Source organism: Xanthomonas arboricola pv. populi (assembly GCF_002939945.1).
Taxonomy (GTDB): Bacteria; Pseudomonadota; Gammaproteobacteria; order Xanthomonadales; family Xanthomonadaceae; genus Xanthomonas; species Xanthomonas arboricola_A.
Window position 1 is genome coordinate 273,669 of record NZ_MDEB01000003.1, and the last position, 19,666, is coordinate 293,334.

The following is a 19,666-nucleotide window of genomic DNA, read 5'->3' on the forward strand; positions in this document are numbered from 1 at the left end:
TCATCCGGGCGATGCAGACGAAGTGCTGCATGCTGATCGACGTACCTGTTGGATAACGTCCACGGATCGGCGCGCCGAACATCGATGCACATCGATCGATCCACAAAGCACATCAAACAATCGACCACACTTCGCGCAGGCCAAGCGCAGTCGAACGTGGCAGGCGATACCCGCCTGCCACGTGCACCGACCGCTTACTGGCCGAAATAGGTGGAAATGGTGGAATACACGTCCGAGAAGCGCGAGTAGTAGTCAGGATCGGTCTGCGCGGTGCAGAACGAGTAGCCGCCGTACAGGCCGCCGCGCAGCTGATAGGCGCCACCGCTGGCGATGGTGAACAAGCCCGAGCCGGACGAGCCACCCTCGGTGACGCCATCGCTCCAGACCACACGGTATAGCGGGCTCTTGCCGTCGATGCTGGTGCTCAGCCCATTGACGGTGCCCAGCGAGTACTTCTTGACGTCGCCGGCCGGGTGGTGGATGCCGACGATCGATGTGCCGGTCGCGCCGATCGCCGCACTGTTCCACGCCGCGTAGAACGCGCCGCTCGGCGGTGCGGTCTTCAGCTCCAGCAACGCGGTGTCGCGCGTGGTATTGGCGTGGCGCAGGAACGCACCGCCGGTCAATGTGGTGGCCTGCGAGCTGACGGTGTTGCCGTTGCAGCTGGCCGCATCGTAGAACCAGTAGGTCTGCAGCGAGTTGGCGACGGTCTGCGTGCTGATGCAATGCGCCGCGGTCCAGAACAGGTTGCGCTTGGGCGAGTTGGTGTTGTTGAGCAGCGTGCCGGTGCACAGGAACGAGCCCTCGCTGGTGGTGAACACCATGCGCGCCACCGCCTTTGCGGCATTGGTGAAGCCGGCGGTGGGATTGGCGCGGCAGACGACATCGTTCTGGCAGGAATCGCTCTCGCCGATGGCAATGGTCATCATGTCGCGCGTGCTGGCGGTGGGGCTGATATCCAGATGCGACAGCTGCGGGATGCTCAGGCTGAAGTTCTCCGGATACTGGCCGGCCGGCAGCGACAGTTCCACCAACAGATTCTCACCGCTGACGGTCGGCGACCAGCCGATCGCCTCGCCGCTGGCGGCGAAGCTGGCACCGGATTGTTCGAACACCCGGCCGTCGTCGCCGGCAAAGCGCAGCGTCACCTTGGACGGATCGCCCGGCGTGGCGCCAGCGCCACGCAGGATCAGCGACGCACGCAGCGAGGCCGCCTGCGCGGAGCCGACCTTCAAGGTCGCCACGCGCGAGCCATCCTTGGCCATCTGCCAATCGAGCGTGGCCAGATTCACCAAGGGCTTGGCAACCGCGCGCGAAAAGCCGATCTGCAGGGGCTGCCCATGTTTGACCTGTGCGATGCGACGCTCACGCACGCGAGTGATCTCGGTGCTGGTGGGCGCAGTGAGTTGCGCCACACGCGTGGGCAGGATGCCGCCACGCAGACTTGCCGACTGCAATGTCGCCGCGCCGAGTTTGATCGCCTGCGGGGCGGTACTCACCGGCGCTGCGTCCATTTCGGTCGGTGGCGTTGCCAGTGCAGAGCCGGAAACGGCGGAAAACAGCGCCAGGTACAACGCATTCTTGCGATTCATGGATAGTCCTTCTCGTCAGGGAACGACAGGCTGCGGCGGGGGCCGCACCCTGCGGGCGCCATCGTTGGCGCCGAATGAGCCTAGCGAATGTTTGAAGCTGAATGTGTGCTGAAAATCTCGTTCAGAGATCTGCGGCCGATAAAAAGATAATCGTGTCTTACGTGCAGCGGTCTACATGTGCATGCCTTGGCAGTCGCCTTGCGCATCTGCACGGCGCCGCAGCGCGGCATCATAGGAATCGTCTGCAACACCCGCGCCGCTCCACCTGCGGTAACGCGATCGCGCAGTGCAACTGCAGCGACGCCTTGATCAACCTGTCAGGCGATGCAGTCAGGCCCGCTGCGTGCGTGAAGGCCTGCAGCGAGAATCCTTGCAGGCTTGCAGGCTTGCAGGCTTGCAGACGGCGTGCGCTACGTACCTGCAAGCGGGCATGTCGACGCGCGCCAGCCACCAGCTGTAAGCGCTGCACATTGGCTTGCGACAGGCTATTCCAGCGCGTCGCTGGCGCGGAAGTCGGTCGAGCGACCGCTGGCGTTCAAAAACCCCAGCACTGCAAGCCCGACCACCATCCAGGCCGTGCCGCCGAGTTGCGCATGCCGGTCGGCATTGATCAGCACATACGCCAGGATGAGGATGCCGATCAACGGCGTCGCGACATGCAACAGCATGCTGCGGCCGCGCCCGCGAAAATGCCACAGCACCGCCACGTGCAACAGGATGAAGGCGGTCAGCGCGCCGACATTGCACAACGAGGACAGCAGCGCGATCTGTCCGACGAAGACTTCGCCCAGCACCATGCTCAAGCCTGCCACCAGCACGATGGCGCGCTGCGGCACGCCGGTGCGCGGGTGAATGTAGCGCAGAAAGGCCGGCAGCTGGCGGTCGCGCGCCATGGCGAACAACAGGCGCGAGGTGGCCGCCTGCGCCACCAGCGAATTGGCGATCGCCGCACTGATCGCCACCGTGAGCGCGATGACGATCTGCAACCAAGGCCCGGCGATCAAGCGCCCGATCTCGAAGAAGGCATCGTTGGAGGCCTGCGCGTTGGGATAGCGTTGCAGGGTGGGTTGCAGCAGCGCGGCCAGCCAGGTCTGCAGCACGAACAGGCCGGCCACCAGCAGCAGCGCCAGCAGGGTTGCCCGCCCAACCACGCGGTTGCCGCCACGGGCTTCTTCGGACAGCGTGGAGATCGCATCGAAGCCCAGGAACGACACCACCGCCACCGACAAGGCACTGAAGATCAGCTGCGGCGAAAATGCCTGCGGGTTGTAGAACGGACGCAGGTTCCAGTGCGCGCCATTGACGCCACGCTGGATCGCCACGGTGGCCAGCACCACGAACACTGCCAGCACCACCAGCTGCGCGTAGAGGAAGAAGCGATTGGCACGCGCGGTGGTTTCGATGCCGCGCAGGTTGACCAGCGTGTTGAGCACCACGAAGAAGGCGATCCACGCCGGCTGCGGCACCGCCGGCAGCACGTTGTGCATGGCATTGGCGCCGACCACGTAGAGCAGGGTCGGCACCAGCAGATAATCGAGCAGGATCGCCCAGCCGGCCAGAAAGCCCATGCCGCTGCTCAGGCCACGCCCCACATACGCATACACCGAGCCGGCGACCGGAAACGCCTGCGACATCTGCTGGTAGCTCAACGCGGTGAACAGCATCGCCACGAAGCCGATCAGGTAGGTCAGCGGCACCATCCCGGCACTGATGTCGAACACGCCGCCGAAAATGGAGAACGGCGCGGTCGGCACCATGAACACCAGCCCGTAGATCAGCAGGTCCTTGAGCGTGAGCCGCCGCTTGAGTTCCTGGGCATAGCCAAAGCGTTCCAGCGCGGCCGCGTCGTCGCGGCGGGGGGTGTCGGTCATGCAGGTGTCCGCTGAAAGGAATGCCAGGTCGCGACGCAGGCGCCGTGGGAGCGTCCGAACGTCGATGCTGCAGTGCAGCCGTCTGACTTGCATTGTGACGATAATGTGGCCGCCAAGCCCATCCATTGGTAAAAGTGCTAGGTTTTCCATGCCGGATGTCATCCAGCGGCATACGTCGACACCGAAGGGACCCCACATGTTCGACACTCTGGCCAGCCTGGGCCGCGATCTGCAGGCGCTGCCCACGCTCAATGCCTGCCTGGACCGGGCGTTTGCCGATGTCTGCGGGCTGGGCTTCCAGTCGCTGGTCTACGACTACGCGCCGGTCCCGCTGAGTCTGGAAGGCGCATTGATCACTCCGTCGGTGTTCTTGCAGCGCAATGCGCCAGGCGATATGCAGCACGTCTGGTGCGAGCACGGCTATTACCAGCACGACCCGGTGCAGCAGCGCGCGACGCGACGTACTACGCCATTCGTGTGGTCCTACCGCAGCGACGGCGAGATGGAGGGCGTGGAATACGTCGGCAACCAGCATCGGCAGGTCACGCGCTATCTATGCGATAGCGGCATGGGAACCGGTGTCACCGTGCCCTTGCACCTGCCGGGCGGCGCATTCGCGACATTCAGCGCCGCGGTCGACGCGGTCGCGGCCGAGGCGCCACGGCTGGCCGAAGCGCAGCTGTCGCCCTTCCTGCTGCTGGCGCATACCTTCCAGGCACGCGCGCAGGAGCTGCTCGATCCGCAGGAGCGCCGCTGCCAGCACATCGCGTTGACCCGCCGCGAGCGCGAATGCCTGCAGTACTCGGCCAAGGGGCTGACGGCCAAGAACATTGCCGCTGCGCTCAACCGTTCCACCGCCACGGTGAACCTGCATCTGAACTCGGCAGCACGCAAGCTGGGCGCGCGCAATCGCGTCGAGGCCGTGGTACGCGGCATGCATTATCGATTGCTGGAGCCGTAAGCGCGGCGTGTTCAGCTGCGACGGCAGGCCGCGATAGACGAGTTGCCAGCGGGGAAAATTTGCGATCGGTAGGCGCAATCGCTGCACGGGTTGGTGCCCGTCCTGGCGACCAACTACGCGCTCGGCTATCGCGCAGCGGGCTCCGACCTTCGAAAGCGCCACGAACCTGTGAGTTTTGCCAGTTAACGCGCGGCGGTTCGCTCGCTAGGCTCGGCGCTCATTCTTGCCGTTAGCAGGCGCAGGTCATGCAGTCCACCGAGGGTTACGTCGAATTTCGTGGGTACCGGACCTGGTACCGCATCACCGGCGACCTGCGCAGCGACGCCTGCCCGCTGATCGTGCTGCACGGCGGCCCCGGCTGCACCCACGACTATGTGGACAGCTTCAAGGACCTGGCGGCCAGTGGCCGCGCGGTGATCCATTACGACCAGCTCGGCAACGGCAAGTCCACCCACCTTCCCGATGCAGACCCCGGTTTCTGGACGGTGGGGCTGTTTCTGGATGAGTTGCAGGCCCTGATCGCGCAGTTGGGGCTGTCGCAGTACGCGCTGCTGGGGCAGTCCTGGGGCGGGATGCTGGCGGCCGAGCATGCGGTGCGCCGGCCGGCCGGCCTGCGTGCGTTGGTGATCGCCAACTCGCCGGCATCGATGGGCTTGTGGCGCGCTGCCGCGCTACGTCTGCGCGCGCACCTGCCCGAGGACATCCAGGCAGTGCTGGACGCGCACGAAGCGGTCGGCACCCTGGACGACCCGGCCTATCGCGCCGCGAGTCAGATCTTCTACGCCCAGCACGTCTGCCGCGTGTTGCCGTGGCCTGCCGACGTGGCGCGCACCTTCGCCGCCATCGATGCCGACCCGACCGTGTATCACGCCATGAATGGCCCGACCGAATTCCATGTGGTGGGCAGCCTGCGCAACTGGAGCATCGTCGAGCGTCTGCATCGCATCAGCGCACCTACGCTGGTGCTATCGGGCAAGTACGACGAAGCCACACCGGAAACGGTGGAGCCATACGCGCGCCTGATTCCGGACGTGCGGTGGCATGTGTTCGCCAATTCCAGCCATATGCCGCATGTGGAAGAACGCCAGGCGTGCATGCGCCTGGTCGGCAACTTTCTCGACGACCACACGCCGTGGCCGGGCGCGGACCTGGCGCATACGTCCACGCTGGCCAGCCGCGCGGTGTGAGCGGATGGGGCGGGGCGCGTGAGTCCGCACGACCCCGAGCGTGCCCAGCCTGTGAGGCGCTGCTGCGCCGCATCGTGATGGATGCATGACCTGCGCTGCGTGTCGCCTGCGTCGGTGCCAGCAATGTCCGCAGAGCGGTCGTGAAGCGTCGTGGTATCGCGCCACGCAGGTGCGCCTCGACGAGTGGCCGAATCGGTGCATCCAACCCGGATCGCCGCGCTGCGGTCGCACGCTATCGGAGGCGCCGCCTGGTCGGGCCGAAGCGGCCCGGCATTGTCGAACCAGGCAGCGTAGCGCCAGCGCTCGCCCACTGTCGCGATTGAACCGGACAGGCGCAATCACGCCCCGTCTTCAGCGCAGTGGCATGTGATGCCGTACAAACCACGCGCCCCTGCGATGGCGTTGCCGCGACCCACCAATGACCGCCGCAACACCCATCCGTGTGCAGTTGTCACTGCGTAGCGTCCGGTAGCGCATGTGGATGCTTGAAAGCGCATTTGCCGCTACCGACTGCGCTCGAAAGCGCGCGTGAGCAAACCAGCATCGGTCTGCGTTTGCATGCATGAAAAACACATCTGCATACGGAAAAAAATAGCGCGCGCCGCAACCGTGTCCTGTCCCGGGTGTCCCTTGCTGTCTCTTTTGCATGTCCTGCAAGGAGAACACCGTGGCGCGTCAAAGTTTCAGTGATGGATAATTGTTTTATGTTTTAAATCGCGCGAAGAATGCGGCCCCCACGCACCGCTTTGCTGTTGTCGTCGCTCCGGCGCAGGCAGCACGCATCGCTTTTCCACTTCTTTGGGAGAGGCTGCATGATGATCAAGACATTCCAGGGTGCACTTGCGCTTGCACTGTCCGCTTGCGCTGCGGGCGCCATCGCCGGCCCGGTCGGGTACGGTGCCGCCACCACCGGCGGCGGCAGCAAGACACCGCTCAACGTAGCCACCTTCGAGGCGATGCAGGCCGCCATCGACAGTTATTCCGGCAGCGGCGGGTTGGTGCTCAACTACACCGGCAAGTTCGACTTCAACACCATCAAGGACGTCTGCGCACAGTGGAAATTGCCGGCCAAGACCGTGCAGATCAAGAACAAGAGCGACATCACCATCAAGGGTGCCAACGGCTCGTCGGCCAACTTCGGGCTCTGGGTGGTGGGCAATTCCAGCAACGTCATCATCCAGAACATGACCATCGGCCTGCTGCAGGGCGGCGAAGATGCCGACTCGATTTCGTTGGAAGGCAATTCCAGCGGCTCGCCGTCCAAGATCTGGGTCGACCACAACACCGTGTTCGCCTCGTTGACCAAGTGCTCGGGCGCTGGCGATGCGTCTTTCGATGGCGGCATCGACATGAAGAAGGGCGCTCATCACGTCACCGTGTCCTACAACCACGTCTACAACTATCAGAAGGTCGCGCTCAACGGATACAGCGATAGCGACACCAAGAACTCGGCCGCACGCACCACCTATCACCACAACCGTTTCGAGAACGTCGAATCGCGCGTGCCGCTGCAACGTCGTGGGCTGAGCCACATCTACAACAACTACTTCAACAACGTCACCACCTCGGGCATCAATGTGCGCATGGGCGGGGTGGCCAAGATCGAGTCCAACTACTTCGAGAACATCAAGAACCCGGTGACCTCGCGCGACAGCAGCGAGATCGGCTACTGGGACCTGATCAACAACTACGTCGGCGGCGGCATCACCTGGGGCACCCCGGATGGCAGCAAGCCTTACGCCAACGCCACCAACTGGATTACCACCAAGGTATTCCCCGAACCGCTGGGCTACACCTACAGCATCACCCCGGCCGCACAGGTCAAGGCCAAGGTGATCGCCACCGCCGGTGCAGGCACCAACCTGGCCGAGTAAGCGGCAACGGGTTGCGGTCGCACGGATCCCCGGCCTGTCCGGGGATTCGTGTCTGTGGGGTGCGGCATGCAGACGATTCGCGCATCGCCCGCGTATAGCCAGGCACGGCGGTCACTGGTTGTTGCGCACCTGGAGGTGAATCCCCAGGCGGTGGATGCAGGCAAGAGCGCTTCGGGCCGATCGACTCCCGCTCCCGGGCCGGCGTCAAGAGGCGCGGCAGGCGCCGCGACGCGGTATCGTGTCGCGATCCCATCCATCCAAGCCCGTCCATGCCGCTTCCGACCGATCCCGTTGCTGAGCACGCTCCGTCCGCCGCGCCCGCGTTGCGCCATGCGCTGAAACCGCGGCAATTGATGATGATGGGCCTGGGCACGGCGATCGGCGCCGGACTGTTTCTGGGCTCGGGCGTGGGGATCCACGCGGCGGGGCCGGCAGTGCTGGTGTCGTACCTGATCGCCGGAGCGCTGGTGATCATCGTGATGAACGCGCTGGGCGAAATGGCCGCCTCCAAGCCGGCCAGCGGTGCATTTTCGGTGTATGCAGCCGACGCGATGGGGCCGACCGCCGGTGCGACGGTGGGCTGGTTGTGGTGGCTGCAGATCGTGGTGGTGATCGCCGCCGAAGCGGTCGGTGCAGCGGGCCTGCTCGCCTCGGTCTGGCCGGCGTTGTCGGTGCCGTTGCTGGCGGTGGTGTTCATGGCCACCTTCACTGCGATCAATCTGCTCGGCGTGCGTAATTTCGGCGAGTTCGAATTCTGGTTCGCCATCCTCAAGGTCGTTGCGATCGTGGTGTTTCTGCTGATCGGCGTGGCCTTGCTGGCCGGCTGGTTGCCCGGCGTGGCGTCGCCGGGGGTGTCCAACTTCACCCGGAACGGCGGATTCGCGCCGAAGGGACTGGCCGGCATCGGTTCGGCGCTGCTGGTGGTGGTGTTCGCCTTCGGCGGCACCGAAATCGTGGCAGTGGCCGCTGCGGAAACCGCCGACCCGGGCCGCAGCCTGGCACGCACGATTCGTACCGTGGCCTGGCGCATCCTGGTGTTCTACATCGGCTCGATCAGCGTGATCGTGGCGGTGGTGCCGTGGACCAGCGCGACGCTCAGCTCGCCGTTCGCTGCCGTGCTGGAGGTGGCGCGCATTCCCGGCGCGGCCACCGCCATGACCCTGGTCGCCGTGGTGGCGTTGTTGTCGGCGCTCAACGCCAATCTGTACGGCGCCTCGCGGATGATCTTCTCGCTGGCGCAGCGCGGCGAAGCGCCGCGGTTGCTCGGCAGGACCAGCGGCGAGCAGGTGCCGCTGGTGGCGGTGATCGCCAGCGTGCTGTTCGGTTTTGCCGCGGCGGCGCTGGAATTGCTGTACCCCAATAAGGTGTTGCCGATGCTGCTCAACATCGTCGGTGCCACCTGTCTGCTGGTGTGGACCATCTCTCTGCTGTCGCAACTGATCCTGCGCGCACGCGCCGACCGCGCCGGCATCGCGTTGCCGTTCCGCATGCGGGGTTACCCGTTTCTGACCTTGCTGGCCTTGGCGATCCTGGCAGTGATCTTCGTGCTGCTGGCGTCGTCTGCGGACACCCGCGCGCAGTTCCTGTCGATGGTCGGTTTGACTGCCTTCATTGCGGTGGTCAGCGAGCTTGCCCGGCGGACGCGCAGCGCCGCCTAGCATGCTGCAGCGCCTTGCATGCGTACCGTCTGGCGGCAGGACAGGCGCGACGGTTTGACGCAGATGCGACCCCGTGTCGCATCGGGAACCTGCTCGAGCTTCCCTATCATGATGCGGTAGCGCAGGCGGTTGCGATCGACCACCGCAGCGAGTCTCGGCGATCGATCTGCACCCGGTACGCTGCGGTCTCCCCGTTTTCCTGGAGGATTCTCCATGGATGCCTTGCTGTTATCGCGGATCCAGTTCGGATTCGTCATCGCATTCCACGTGCTGTTTCCCGCCTTCACCATCGGGCTGTCCAGCCTGCTGGCTTTTCTCGAATGGCGCTGGCGGCGCACCCGGCTGCCGGTGTGGCGCGAGCTGTATTTCTTCTGGCAGAAGATCTTCGCGGTGTCGTTCGGCATGGGCGTGGTCAGCGGCATCGTGATGGCCTTCCAGTTCGGTGCCAACTGGCCGGAGCTGAGCCGGATCGCCGGCAGCGTGATCGGCCCGTTGCTGAGCTACGAAGTGTTGACCGCGTTCTTCCTCGAAGCCAGTTTCCTGGGCGTGATGATGTTCGGCTGGGGGCGCATTTCCGAGCGTCTGCATTTCTTCGCAACCTGCATGGTGGCGCTGGGCACGCTGTTTTCCACATTCTGGATCCTGTCGTCCAACAGCTGGCTGCAGACCCCGGCCGGCTATGAGGTGGTCGACGGCATCGTGCATCCGGTGGCGTGGCTGAAGATCATCTTCAATCCCTCGTTCCCGTACCGGCTTGCGCACATGGCGCTGGGCTCGTTCATCACCACCTGCTTCGTGGTCGGTGCGGTGGGGGCGTGGTATCTGCATCGCGGCGTGCACCGCGAGGCCGGGCTGCGCATGCTCAAGCTGGCGGTGGCCTTCGCGGCGATCACCGTGCCGCTGCAGATCTTCGTCGGCGACATGCATGGCCTGAACACGCTCAAGCACCAGCCGATGAAGATCGCGGCGATGGAAGCGCACTGGCATGACGAGGGCCAGGACAAGGGCTTGCCGCTGGTGCTGTTCGCCTTGCCCAACGCGCAGGCCGAGCGCAACGATGACGAGGTGGCGATCCCGCGCCTGGGCAGCCTGATCCTGACCCACAGTCTGGAAGGCAGCATCAAGTCGTTGACCTCGGTGCCGCCCGCCGATCGCCCGCCGGTGATGCCGGTGTTCTTCGCCTTCCGTATCATGGTCGGGCTGGGCTCGTTGATGCTGCTGGTGGCCTGGGTCTCGGCGTTCGCCTGGTGGCGCGGCAAGTTATTGCAGTGGCGCTGGCTGCTGGCGACCTGGCGCTGGATGTTGCCGAGCGGCTTCATCGCGCTGGTGTCGGGCTGGTTCGTCACCGAGATGGGGCGGCAGCCATATGTGGTCTACGGCCTGTTGCGCACCGGCGATGCAGTGGGCCCGCAATCGACGCTGATGACCGCGATCTCGCTGGCGGTGTACGTGGTCGGCTATGCCTTCGTGTTCGGCTGGGGCATCTGGTACCTGGTCAAGATCGGCAAGATCGGGCCGACCCCGCATGACGCGCCGCAGCTGGACCACGGCGAACACACGCCGGCACGCCCGCTGTCGGCGGCCGATGAACCGATCGACGGAGCCGCATGATGGACATGAGCAGCGTATTGCCGGTGGCGTGGTTCGCCGTGATCGGCTTCGGGGTGCTGATGTACGTGGTGCTGGACGGCTTCGTGCTCGGCATCGGCATCCTGGCGCCGTTTCGCAAGGACGAAGCGCAGCTGGACCTGATGATGAACACCGCCGCGCCGATCTGGGACGGCAACGAGACCTGGCTGGTGCTGGGCGGGGCAGGGCTGCTGGCGGCGTTTCCCAAAGCGTATGCGGTGATTCTGTCGGCGCTGTATCTGCCGGTGTTGTTGATGGTGATGGCGCTGGTGTTCCGCGGCGTGGCGTTCGAGTTCCGCTTCAAGGCGCATCGCTCGCGGCGGCTGTGGAGCAATGCCTTCGCTGCCGGCTCGATCCTGGCGACGTTTGCGCAGGGCGTGATCCTGGGCGCGCTGGTGCAGGGCCTGCCGATCGAAGACGACCGCTATGTCGGCGGCATCTGGGGCTGGTTCAGTCCCTTCGCGATGTTGACCGGCGCGGCGCTGGTGTTCGGCTACGCCCTGCTCGGCAGCACCTGGCTGATCCTCAAGACCGAAGGCCATGGGCAACAGCTCGCGCGCCAGTTGAGCCGGCCGTTGACCATCAGCGTGTTGATCTTTATCGGCCTGGTCAGCGCGTGGTTGCCGTCGCTGCAATCGCATGTGATGGACCGCTGGTTCAGCGGTGCGCATTACCTGTGGCTGGTGCCGGTGCCGGTGCTGGTCGCCATCGTGGGGTTCGCGCTCTGGCGTTGTACCGACGTGGGGCGGCCGGATACGCCGCCATTCCTGTTGGCGATGGGCCTGTTCGTGCTCGGCTTTCTCGGCCTGGTGCTGGGCATGTGGCCGTATCTGGTGCCGCCGGTCTACACCATCTGGCAGGCCGCCGCGCCGTCGTCTTCGCAGTTGTTCGCGCTGATCGGCCTGGTGGTGTTGCTGCCGCTGATCCTGGGTTACACGGTATGGTCGTATCGCGTGTTCCGCGGCAAGGTCACCGCGGATACCGGGTACCACCATTGATCGAGCGCAGACCGCATCCGCGCGATGCGCCGCCCGCTCAGCGCAGGCGCTGCTTGAACATCCACTCCCACATCGCCGGGTCCGCGTAGGTCGCGTCCCAGGCGTTGTGGTTACCGTCCGGATATTCGCTGTAGCGCACGTTGGCACCGATGCCTTTGGCGGCGCGGTACAGCGCACGGTCGTCGTGCGGTGGCACCGAGTCGTCCTTGGCGCCATGGAACATCCAGATCGGCACGTGCCTGAGCTGGGTGACCGCAGCGGTATACGGGTCGGCTTCCTTGGCCACCAGGCTGACATAGAGCGTGCGACGCTCGTCGCGGGGCGCCTTGAGCGCACCGCAGATCGGCACGATCGCGGCAAACCGCTGCGGCTGCATCAGCCCAATTTCCCAGGCGCCATAACCGCCCATCGAGATGCCGGTGAGATAGGTACGCTGCGGGTCCGCATCGAATTCGGCACTGGCCGCATCCAGCGCGGCGATCGCCATGCGTGCATTGATGCCCAGCCACTCCTCGTCGTCGGGCACCTGCGGCAACACCACCAGGGCGGGGAACTCGGCGGTGTGTTCGCTCAGGTACGGGCCAACGCCCACTTCGGCCTGATCGCGCCCGTTGTCGCCGCGTTCGCCCGAGCCATGCAGGAACAGCACGATCGGGCGCGGTTGCGGCGCCTTGGAGGTCGGCACGAACACCTGATAGCGGTAGAGCCGTCCTTCCAGCTGCAGCGTGCGGGTGACGAAATGGCCGCGGCGTCCGTCGTGGTGGCGCTCAGCCATGCTGGAACAGCCGGCCAGTACCAGTGCAAGAATCGCAAGAACAAGACAACGACGGATCACGCCCACCTCCTGACCGATGACATACCCGCAGTATCGCCGCAGGCAGGCGTGCTGGCATGTCGCATTGCGGCGATTTCTGCCGAATCTTCGTCCGATCCTTGCCGCTGTGTGCCCGGCACGAAGTTCGGCGCAATTGCCGGACACGACGGCTACGGCAGCAGGATCAGCGTCGCCAGGCCGAGGAAGCTCAGAAACCCCATCACGTCGGTCAGCGTGGTCAGGATCACGCCACCGGCCAATGCCGGATCGAAGCCCAGCCGTTTCAGCGTCACCGGGACCAGTACCCCACCGAACGCGGCGGTGAGCATGTTCAAGGTCAGCGCGGTGCCGATCACCAGCGACAGCATCGGCTGCTGGAACCAGGCCAGCACGATCAGGCCCAGGCCCACGCCCAGCACCAGGCCGTTGATCAGCGCGACGGTGAGCTCCTTCTTGAGCAAGGTCATCACGTTGGAAGAGCCGATCTGGCCCAGTGCCAGGCCGCGCACCATCAGGGCCAGCACCTGGGTGCCGGCGTTGCCGCCCATGCCGGCGACGATCGGCATCAGCGCCGCCAGTGCCACCAGCTTCTCGATCGTGCCTTCGAATCGGCTGACCACGCTGGACGCAAGGAACGCGGTGCACAGGTTGATGCCCAGCCAGATCAGGCGGCGGCGGAATGCGCGCCGCGCCGGGCTGAACATATCCTCGTCCTCGTCCAGACCGGCTGCGCTCATGGCCTGGTGTTCGGCCTGTTCGCGGATGATGTCGACCACGTCGTCGATGGTGATGCGGCCGAGCAGGATGTTGTTGTCGTCCACCACCGGCGCGGAGATCCAGTCGTGATCCGAGAAGCGCCGCGCGACCTCGTCGGAGCCATCGCCGACATCGATCGCCGGTTGTTCGTCGTCGATCAGGCGATTGACCGGCGTGCTGTCCTCATGCGTGACCAGCGCGGCCAGCGACACCCGGCCCAGGTACTGATGGCGCCGGCTCACCACGTACAGGTGATCGGTGTGATCGGGTAGTTCGCCGCGCAGGCGCAGATAGCGCAGCACCACATCGACATTGACGTCGGCGCGCACCGTCACCACATCCGGATTCATCAGGCGGCCGGCGGTGTCTTCCGGATACGACAGCACCTGCTCGAGCCGCTCGCGGTTCTCGCGGTCCATCGACTTGAGCACTTCGTCGATGACGGTGTCGGGCAGGTCTTCGACCAGATTGGCCAGATCGTCGATGTCGAGGTCTTCGACCGCGGCGACGATCTCGTCGGTGTCCATGTCGGCCAGCAGGCTTTCGCGCACTTCATCGCCGACATGCAACAGCACTTCGCCGTCGTCTTCCGGGTCGACCAGCCCCCACACCACTTCGCGCTTGCCGGGCGGCAGCGACTCCAGCAGGTTGCCGATCTCGGCCGGCGCCAACGTATTGACCAGCCGTCGTACCGGGCCCAGGCGTCCGCTATCGAGCGCATCGGACAGCAATCGCAGCTGGCGCGCGGTCTTGTCGTGGCGGACGGCTTCGGCCATGCGCGGCTCCCTGGAAGAGTGGACACGTCCCGATGGAAGACGCGGTGCTGAGTCAGCACGGCATTATCGCTTGCGCATGGTGACGAAACATACAGTGCCGCTCGCAACGCGCTTGAACATCGCCTGCGCGATGACGCAATCACTCAGCGCGTCAGGCCCTGCGCGACGTTGGCCAGCCACTTCTCGATACCCTTGCGGTCGCGCGCGCGCAGCAGCTTGTCGCCCTGCACGCGCAACTCGCCCAGGTGGATGTCGCGCACCGCACGGCGCACTTCCAGCAGCGTGGCCGGATGCAGGCTGAACTCGGTGAGCCCCAAGGCCAGCAACATCGGTACGAAACGCGGGTCGCCCGCGATCTCGCCGCACACCGCCACCGGCTTGGCATACGCGCGCCCGGTGGCGATCACCTGCGCGATCAGGCGCAACACCGCCGGATGCAGCGGCGAATACAACTCGCCCAATGCCTCGTTGTTGCGATCCACCGCCAGCAGGTACTGCACCAGATCGTTGGTGCCGATCGACAGGAAATCGATATCGTCGACAAAGCAGTCCAGCGCCAGGGCCGCAGCCGGTACTTCGATCATCGCGCCGAGCGGAACGTGCTCGGCGATCTCGTGCCCTTGTTCGCGCAACTGCGCGGCCAGCTTCTTGATCTGCCGGCGCAGCAGCTGGACTTCCTCGCGGCCGCTGACCATCGGCACCAGGATGCGCACCGGCCCGTAGCCGGAGGCGCGCAGGATTGCGCGCAACTGCGCCTGCGCCACCGCAGGGCGGGCCAGCGACAACCGCACCCCGCGCAAGCCCAGCGCCGGGTTGTCCTCATCGCTCAAGGTCAGGCCGGTGCGGTCGGCCTTGTCGGCGCCCAGGTCCAGCGTGCGGATGGTGACCGGTCGGCCGCTCATGCCCAGCACGGTGTCGCGATAGGTGTGGAACTGTTCTTCTTCGTCCGGCAGCTCGTTGCGCTGCAGGAACAGGAATTCGGTGCGATACAGGCCAAGGCCGCTGGCGCCGAGCGCGTGCGCCTTGGCCACGTCCTCCAGCGATTCGGCATTGGCCAGCAGCGTGATATCGACGTTGTCGCGCGTGCGCGTGGGTTTGGAGCGCAGCCGGCCGAGTTCGCGCTGTTCCTTGGCCAGCGCGCGCAGGCGCTCGCGGTAGTCGCGCAGATGCTCGGGCTTGGGATCGACGATCACCTGGCCGGAACCGGCATCGACGATCAATACATCTCCATCGTCGATCCGCTGTACCGCATCGCTCACCCCCACCACCAGCGGCAGGTGCAGGCTGCGCGCCAGGATCGCGCTATGCGACAGCGCGCTGCCGGCAGTGGTGACGATGCCGACCACCCCTTGTGCCTGCAGCTGCGCCAGCTCCGACGGCGCCACGTTGTCGCAGACCAGGATCTCGCCGGCCACGCCCTTGAGGTCGGGCGCGCGCTTGTGCAAGAACGCATGGATGCGGCCGATGACGTGATCCAGATCGTCCATGCGGCTCTTGAGGTAGGCGTCCTCCATGCCGTCGAACACCGCCGCCAGCCGGTCGCGCTGCACGCGCAAGGCGTAGTCGGCGCTGTAGCGGTGGGTGCGGATCAACTCGTCCAGGCCTTGTAGCAGCTCCGGGTCGTCGAGCAGCAGCGCATGCAGTTCGAGGAATTCGCCGACCTCGCGCGCAAGCGCGCCATGCAGGCGATCGCGCAGCTGCTGCATCTCGGTGCGTGCCGCCTCGATCGCCACATGCAGGCGCTGCAGCTGCGTCTCCACCTGGCTGGCAGGCACGCGCTGTTCGGCCACTTCCAGCGTGTGGCTCTGGCGCACGCGCGCGCGTCCGAGCGCGTTGCCGCGCGAGGCGGCGTGTCCACGCAGACGCAGGCTCATGTGCGGCCCTGGCGCGGCCGCGCCCTGTCGGTCAGCCCCGCACCGACGCAGCGCATGCTCAGCTGTCCTCGTCGAAACGACGCTCGAACAGGTCCACCAGCGCCTGCAGGGCCTGCGCTTCGTCTTCGCCATCCAGCCGCACCACCACGCTGGTACCCTGGCCGGCGGCCAGCAGCATCACGCCCATGATGCTCTTGGCATTCACCTCGCGGCCCTTGGCCGCCAGGGTGGCGTTGCTGCGATAGGACGACAGCGTCTGCACCAGCTTGGCGGTTGCCCGCGCATGCAGTCCGAGTCGGTTGGAAACTATGAGTTCGCGTTCAAGCATCGTCGATGATCGCTCCGTTGCGGGTACCTGCCGCCGCGGTGGCGGGCAGCTCCTGCAATCCTTGTTCGGGGTAGTTCATCACCCGCAGCAGCATCGGCAGGCTGAGCGCGGACACCCGGCGAACCGGCGTGCCGAGCTTTGCCAACCGGCTGGCGAGATTGCTGGGGCTGGCGCCGTACAGGTCGGTCATGACCAGCACGCCGTCGCCGCTGTCGACCCGTCGCATCGCCGACGAGGCCTGGGGCAGCAACGCGTCCAGGTCTGCATCGAGCGGCACATCGAAGGCTTCGGTCTTCAGCGGCAACTGCCGCAACAGCCCCGTCGCCACGTTCAACAACGCCGCGCCGATGCCGGGATGAGTAATGAGGAGAATGCCACAGGCCATGCCGAAACGTTAACAGGTCGGCATGACCGCGCGATAGCGTTTGCCGGCACCGATGTGTTGCGAAATGAATAGCCGTTTAGGACGCCATAACGTCACGCGCGCAATGCCTGCAACGCGCGCTGCGGCCGGCGCGGCCACGATCCGTGACGTCGGTCGTCTTCGATGCGTTCCGCATCACAAGCGAGCGCTGCAGTCAGTAGGCGGGCAAGCAACGCATGATCGAAATACGCTGATGAAATGCACCAATGACATGTTTTTTGCAGACCGCATGACACCGCTTTGCCGAATCCCGATTTCCCAATCCCAGCCCTTCAATCCTGCTCCCGATGAAACGTCGCCACCTCCGGCCAGCCCTGTTCGCGCGCATGCCGCGCCATGCGCTCGGCCAGATACACCGAGCGGTGCTTGCCGCCGGTGCAACCGAAGGCGATGGTCACGTAACTGCGGGTATCGTTGCGCAGCCGCGGCAGCCAGGTGTCGAGCAGGTCCACGATCTGCGCGCTGTAGCGCACCACGTCCGGTTCCTTGTCCAGATAGTCGCGCACGCCTGCATCGCGGCCGGTGAGCGGGCGCAGCTCCGGGTCCCAATGCGGATTGGGCAATACGCGCGCATCGAACACGAAGTCGGCCTCGGCCGGCACGCCGCGTTTGTAGGCGAACGATTCGAACAGCAGCGACAGCCGGTCGTTGCTGCCGAGCGCGAATTCGGTGACTACGCGGCGACGCAGCTGGTGCACGTTGAGCGTGCTGGTGTCGATGATGGCATCGGCCTGCGTGCGCAGCGGTTCGGTCAACTGCCGCTCGCGGGTGATCGCTTCCGGCAATGCCAGGCCGAGATGGCTGAGCGGATGGCGGCGGCGGGTATCGGCGTAGCGCTTGATCAGCGCCTCGTCGCTGGCCTCGAAAAACAGCAGCCGTGCTTCGATGCCGTATTCCTGCGCGGCCTGGCGCCATTGCGCCAGCTGGGTCAGATCGCTGCGGCTGCGCACATCGATGCCCACCGCCAGGCGCTGATCGCCGAGCGGGTTGCCACGCAGGCGGCTGCGCACGAAATCCGGCAGCAGCTCCACCGGCAGGTTGTCCGAGCAGTAGTAGTCCAGATCCTCGAAGGTCTTCAACGCGACCGATTTGCCCGAGCCGGACAGCCCGCTCACGATCATCAACGTGGAGGGCGCGGTACTCATGGCGTGCGTCGCTCCAGCAGGTTGCTGTGGCGGGCGATGAACATCGCCGCCGGGTCGATGCCCTTGGTGCGCAGGATATGCAGGCGCGTCGCAGCTTCGGTCAGCACCGCCAGGTTGCGGCCGGGCATCACCGGCAGGGTGATCAGCGGCACGTCCAGGTCCAGCACATGCCGGCTGCCGGAATCGCCGGTCAGGCGTTCGTAGCCGGACGGGGTGGGCTCGGTCATCGGGCGGGTCAGGTGCACGATCAGGCGCAGGTACTTGTTCTTCTTCACCGCGGTGTCGCCGAACATGTCGCGCACGTTCAATACGCCCAGGCCGCGCACTTCCAGCAGGTCCTGCAGCAGTTCCGGGCAGGTGCCGTCGAGCACGTCGGGCGCGATCTGGGTGAACTCGGGCGCGTCGTCGGCCACCAGCCGGTGGCCGCGGCTGAGCAGTTCCAGCGCCAGCTCGCTCTTGCCCGAGCCGGCTTCGCCGGTGATCAACACGCCGATCGAATAGATCTCCATGAACACGCCGTGCAGCGTGACCCGTGGCGCCAGCGTGCGTGCCAGGTGATAGGACAGATGATTGAGCAGCTCGTGGCCGCGCTTGGGCGAGATCCACAGCGGCGTGTTGGATTCGTCGGCGGCCGCGCGCAGGTCTTCCGGGCAGGACTGGTTCTTGCTGATCGCCAGCGCCAGCGGCTGCACCTGGATGATCTTCTCGATGGTTTCCCAGCGTTGCCGCGCATCCAGCGAGTCCAGCCAGGCCAGCTCTTCGGTGCCCAGGATCTGCACCTTGTTTGGATAGATCACGTTGAGATAGCCGGCCAGCGACGGGCGGCGCGCATTGTTGCTGCCAGCCTCGATCTCGCGGTGCTCGCCCTTCTGGCCGGCGACCCAGCGCAGCGCCAGCTTGTCGCGCTGCTGGTCGAACAGTTCGCGTGCGGTGATGCTGGTATTCATGCGGCGCTGGCCTGTGCTGGCGGTGCGTCGGTAAGCAGCGCCATCAAGGCGTCCGCATTGGGGGCGGCGCGCAACTGCTGACGGAAGTCCGCATCGGAAAATCGCTCGGCCAGTTCCGACAGCAGCATCAAGTGCTGGTGGGTGTAGTGCGCAGGCACCGCCATCGCGAAGATCAGGTCCACCGGCTCATCGCCACCGAAGGCCACCGGCGTGTCCAGCCGCAGCAATGCGCCACGGGGTTCGGTGAGATTGGGACAACGCCCATGCGGGATGGCGATGCCGTGGCCGATGGCGGTGCTGCCCAGGGCCTCGCGTTCGCACAGGTTGGCGTAGAGCTCGTCGGCGCCGGCCTGACGGCAGGACAGCAGGTCGGCGGCGGTATGCAGGACGGTGTCGCGATCGGCGGCCGGCGACACCACGGTGCGCACGGCCGCCATCAGATCGGTTAAAGGCATGAGGGCATCAAGCGGGAAGCGTCATGCGGGATTGTCGCGCACCTCGCGTGCATGGTGGTTACATTTCTTTTCCTTGTGCTTGAGCACCAGGCGGTCGAGCTTGTCGACCAGCAGGTCGATGGCCGCATACATGGTGGAGCCGCTGGCATCTGCGTGCAGGGTGCGACCGGGAAGGTTGACGGTGGCGACCACGTGATGGTCTGGCTTGCGAACGGCCAGCTGGGTTCGGACTTCACAGTGCTGGTCGAAATGGCGCTGCAGTCGTTGCAGCTTGCTTGCCACGTACTCCCGCAGCGCGGGGGTCACTTCAAGCTGGTGGCCATACGTCTCGATACGCATCGGATACCTCCATTGGTCGGTGGGCCAATGAACCTTTC

Annotated in this window: 17 protein-coding genes; 6 read left to right on the forward strand and 11 right to left on the reverse strand. The window is 65.4% G+C overall.

What is annotated here, in order from left to right:
- Window positions 1-194: 194 nt before the first annotated feature.
- Complete coding sequence (locus XaplCFBP3123_RS10550) at window positions 195-1,592, reverse strand: trypsin-like serine peptidase (protein WP_104533999.1); 1,398 nt, start codon at window positions 1,590-1,592, stop codon at window positions 195-197.
- Between the two features lie 485 nt (window positions 1,593-2,077).
- The gene (locus XaplCFBP3123_RS10555) at window positions 2,078-3,463 is read right to left on the reverse strand and encodes an APC family permease (protein WP_104534000.1); all 1,386 of its coding nucleotides are present in this window, start codon (window positions 3,461-3,463) and stop codon (window positions 2,078-2,080) included.
- Between the two features lie 196 nt (window positions 3,464-3,659).
- On the opposite strand from XaplCFBP3123_RS10555, the gene XaplCFBP3123_RS10560 reads away from it, so the two are divergent.
- The 6 genes from XaplCFBP3123_RS10560 (at window position 3,660) to cydB (ending at window position 11,770) form a co-directional block, all read left to right on the forward strand.
- Window positions 3,660-4,424 carry a LuxR family transcriptional regulator gene (locus tag XaplCFBP3123_RS10560; protein WP_104534001.1) on the forward strand — a complete coding sequence of 255 codons (765 nt, stop codon included), beginning with the start codon at window positions 3,660-3,662 and terminating at the stop codon, window positions 4,422-4,424.
- A 245-nt stretch (window positions 4,425-4,669) separates the two neighbouring features.
- Entirely contained in the window at window positions 4,670-5,611 is a 942-nt protein-coding gene (locus tag XaplCFBP3123_RS10565) for a proline iminopeptidase-family hydrolase (RefSeq protein WP_104534002.1), read from the forward strand.
- Window positions 5,612-6,423: 812 nt separating this feature from the next.
- Window positions 6,424-7,485 (forward strand): pectate lyase family protein, encoded by a 1,062-nt coding sequence (locus tag XaplCFBP3123_RS10575; protein ID WP_104534003.1) that lies wholly within the window; start codon window positions 6,424-6,426, stop codon window positions 7,483-7,485.
- 269 nt (window positions 7,486-7,754) lie between these two features.
- Window positions 7,755-9,143 (forward strand): amino acid permease, encoded by a 1,389-nt coding sequence (locus tag XaplCFBP3123_RS10580; RefSeq protein WP_104534004.1) that lies wholly within the window; start codon window positions 7,755-7,757, stop codon window positions 9,141-9,143.
- 213 nt (window positions 9,144-9,356) lie between these two features.
- Window positions 9,357-10,754 (forward strand): cytochrome ubiquinol oxidase subunit I, encoded by a 1,398-nt coding sequence (locus XaplCFBP3123_RS10585; RefSeq protein WP_104534005.1) that lies wholly within the window; start codon window positions 9,357-9,359, stop codon window positions 10,752-10,754.
- Window positions 10,754-11,770, forward strand: coding sequence for a cytochrome d ubiquinol oxidase subunit II (gene cydB / locus XaplCFBP3123_RS10590; protein ID WP_104534006.1), 1,017 nt, complete (start codon window positions 10,754-10,756; stop codon window positions 11,768-11,770). The genes XaplCFBP3123_RS10585 and cydB overlap by 1 nt, the downstream gene beginning before the upstream one ends.
- A 37-nt stretch (window positions 11,771-11,807) precedes the next feature.
- Here cydB and XaplCFBP3123_RS10595 read toward each other — a convergent pair whose 3' ends face one another.
- The 9 genes from XaplCFBP3123_RS10595 to hpf form a co-directional block, all read right to left on the reverse strand.
- The gene (locus XaplCFBP3123_RS10595; RefSeq protein ID WP_253254190.1) at window positions 11,808-12,545 is read right to left on the reverse strand and encodes a prolyl oligopeptidase family serine peptidase; all 738 of its coding nucleotides are present in this window, start codon (window positions 12,543-12,545) and stop codon (window positions 11,808-11,810) included.
- Between the two features lie 209 nt (window positions 12,546-12,754).
- Complete coding sequence (gene mgtE, locus XaplCFBP3123_RS10600; protein WP_016904202.1) at window positions 12,755-14,116, reverse strand: magnesium transporter; 1,362 nt, start codon at window positions 14,114-14,116, stop codon at window positions 12,755-12,757.
- Between the two features lie 143 nt (window positions 14,117-14,259).
- A complete protein-coding gene (gene ptsP / locus XaplCFBP3123_RS10605) occupies window positions 14,260-15,990 on the reverse strand; it encodes a phosphoenolpyruvate--protein phosphotransferase (RefSeq protein WP_104534007.1) in 1,731 nt (576 codons plus the stop codon).
- 58 nt (window positions 15,991-16,048) lie between these two features.
- Complete coding sequence (locus XaplCFBP3123_RS10610) at window positions 16,049-16,318, reverse strand: HPr family phosphocarrier protein (RefSeq protein ID WP_016904613.1); 270 nt, start codon at window positions 16,316-16,318, stop codon at window positions 16,049-16,051.
- A complete protein-coding gene (locus tag XaplCFBP3123_RS10615; RefSeq protein WP_016904612.1) occupies window positions 16,311-16,703 on the reverse strand; it encodes a PTS sugar transporter subunit IIA in 393 nt (130 codons plus the stop codon). Before XaplCFBP3123_RS10615 ends, XaplCFBP3123_RS10610 begins: the two co-directional genes overlap by 8 nt.
- Window positions 16,704-17,014: 311 nt before the next feature.
- Entirely contained in the window at window positions 17,015-17,887 is an 873-nt protein-coding gene (rapZ, locus tag XaplCFBP3123_RS10620; protein WP_172453203.1) for an RNase adapter RapZ, read from the reverse strand.
- Complete coding sequence (gene hprK / locus XaplCFBP3123_RS10625) at window positions 17,884-18,834, reverse strand: HPr(Ser) kinase/phosphatase (protein WP_016904610.1); 951 nt, start codon at window positions 18,832-18,834, stop codon at window positions 17,884-17,886. The genes rapZ and hprK overlap by 4 nt, the downstream gene beginning before the upstream one ends.
- The gene (locus XaplCFBP3123_RS10630) at window positions 18,831-19,289 is read right to left on the reverse strand and encodes a PTS sugar transporter subunit IIA (protein WP_104534008.1); all 459 of its coding nucleotides are present in this window, start codon (window positions 19,287-19,289) and stop codon (window positions 18,831-18,833) included. Before XaplCFBP3123_RS10630 ends, hprK begins: the two co-directional genes overlap by 4 nt.
- Before the next feature lie 21 nt (window positions 19,290-19,310).
- The gene (hpf, locus tag XaplCFBP3123_RS10635; RefSeq protein WP_005913379.1) at window positions 19,311-19,628 is read right to left on the reverse strand and encodes a ribosome hibernation-promoting factor, HPF/YfiA family; all 318 of its coding nucleotides are present in this window, start codon (window positions 19,626-19,628) and stop codon (window positions 19,311-19,313) included.
- Window positions 19,629-19,666 lie beyond the last annotated feature (38 nt).

Bases quoted from the DNA above. Each gene is read 5' to 3' on its own strand.
- mgtE (WP_016904202.1), bottom strand. From the start codon at position 14,116: ATGGCCGAAGCCGTCCGCCACGACAAGACCGCGCGCCAGCTGCGATTG.
- XaplCFBP3123_RS10615 (WP_016904612.1), bottom strand. From the start codon at position 16,703: ATGGCCTGTGGCATTCTCCTCATTACTCATCCCGGCATCGGCGCGGCG.
- XaplCFBP3123_RS10560 (WP_104534001.1), top strand. From the start codon at position 3,660: ATGTTCGACACTCTGGCCAGCCTGGGCCGCGATCTGCAGGCGCTGCCC.
- hpf (WP_005913379.1), bottom strand. From the start codon at position 19,628: ATGCGTATCGAGACGTATGGCCACCAGCTTGAAGTGACCCCCGCGCTG.
- XaplCFBP3123_RS10575 (WP_104534003.1), top strand. From the start codon at position 6,424: ATGATGATCAAGACATTCCAGGGTGCACTTGCGCTTGCACTGTCCGCT.
- ptsP (WP_104534007.1), bottom strand. From the start codon at position 15,990: ATGAGCCTGCGTCTGCGTGGACACGCCGCCTCGCGCGGCAACGCGCTC.
- rapZ (WP_172453203.1), bottom strand. From the start codon at position 17,887: ATGAGTACCGCGCCCTCCACGTTGATGATCGTGAGCGGGCTGTCCGGC.
- XaplCFBP3123_RS10630 (WP_104534008.1), bottom strand. From the start codon at position 19,289: ATGCCTTTAACCGATCTGATGGCGGCCGTGCGCACCGTGGTGTCGCCG.
- XaplCFBP3123_RS10565 (WP_104534002.1), top strand. From the start codon at position 4,670: ATGCAGTCCACCGAGGGTTACGTCGAATTTCGTGGGTACCGGACCTGG.
- XaplCFBP3123_RS10595 (WP_253254190.1), bottom strand. From the start codon at position 12,545: ATGGCTGAGCGCCACCACGACGGACGCCGCGGCCATTTCGTCACCCGC.
- cydB (WP_104534006.1), top strand. From the start codon at position 10,754: ATGGACATGAGCAGCGTATTGCCGGTGGCGTGGTTCGCCGTGATCGGC.
- XaplCFBP3123_RS10610 (WP_016904613.1), bottom strand. From the start codon at position 16,318: ATGCTTGAACGCGAACTCATAGTTTCCAACCGACTCGGACTGCATGCG.
- XaplCFBP3123_RS10585 (WP_104534005.1), top strand. From the start codon at position 9,357: ATGGATGCCTTGCTGTTATCGCGGATCCAGTTCGGATTCGTCATCGCA.
- XaplCFBP3123_RS10550 (WP_104533999.1), bottom strand. From the start codon at position 1,592: ATGAATCGCAAGAATGCGTTGTACCTGGCGCTGTTTTCCGCCGTTTCC.
- hprK (WP_016904610.1), bottom strand. From the start codon at position 18,834: ATGAATACCAGCATCACCGCACGCGAACTGTTCGACCAGCAGCGCGAC.
- XaplCFBP3123_RS10555 (WP_104534000.1), bottom strand. From the start codon at position 3,463: ATGACCGACACCCCCCGCCGCGACGACGCGGCCGCGCTGGAACGCTTT.
- XaplCFBP3123_RS10580 (WP_104534004.1), top strand. From the start codon at position 7,755: ATGCCGCTTCCGACCGATCCCGTTGCTGAGCACGCTCCGTCCGCCGCG.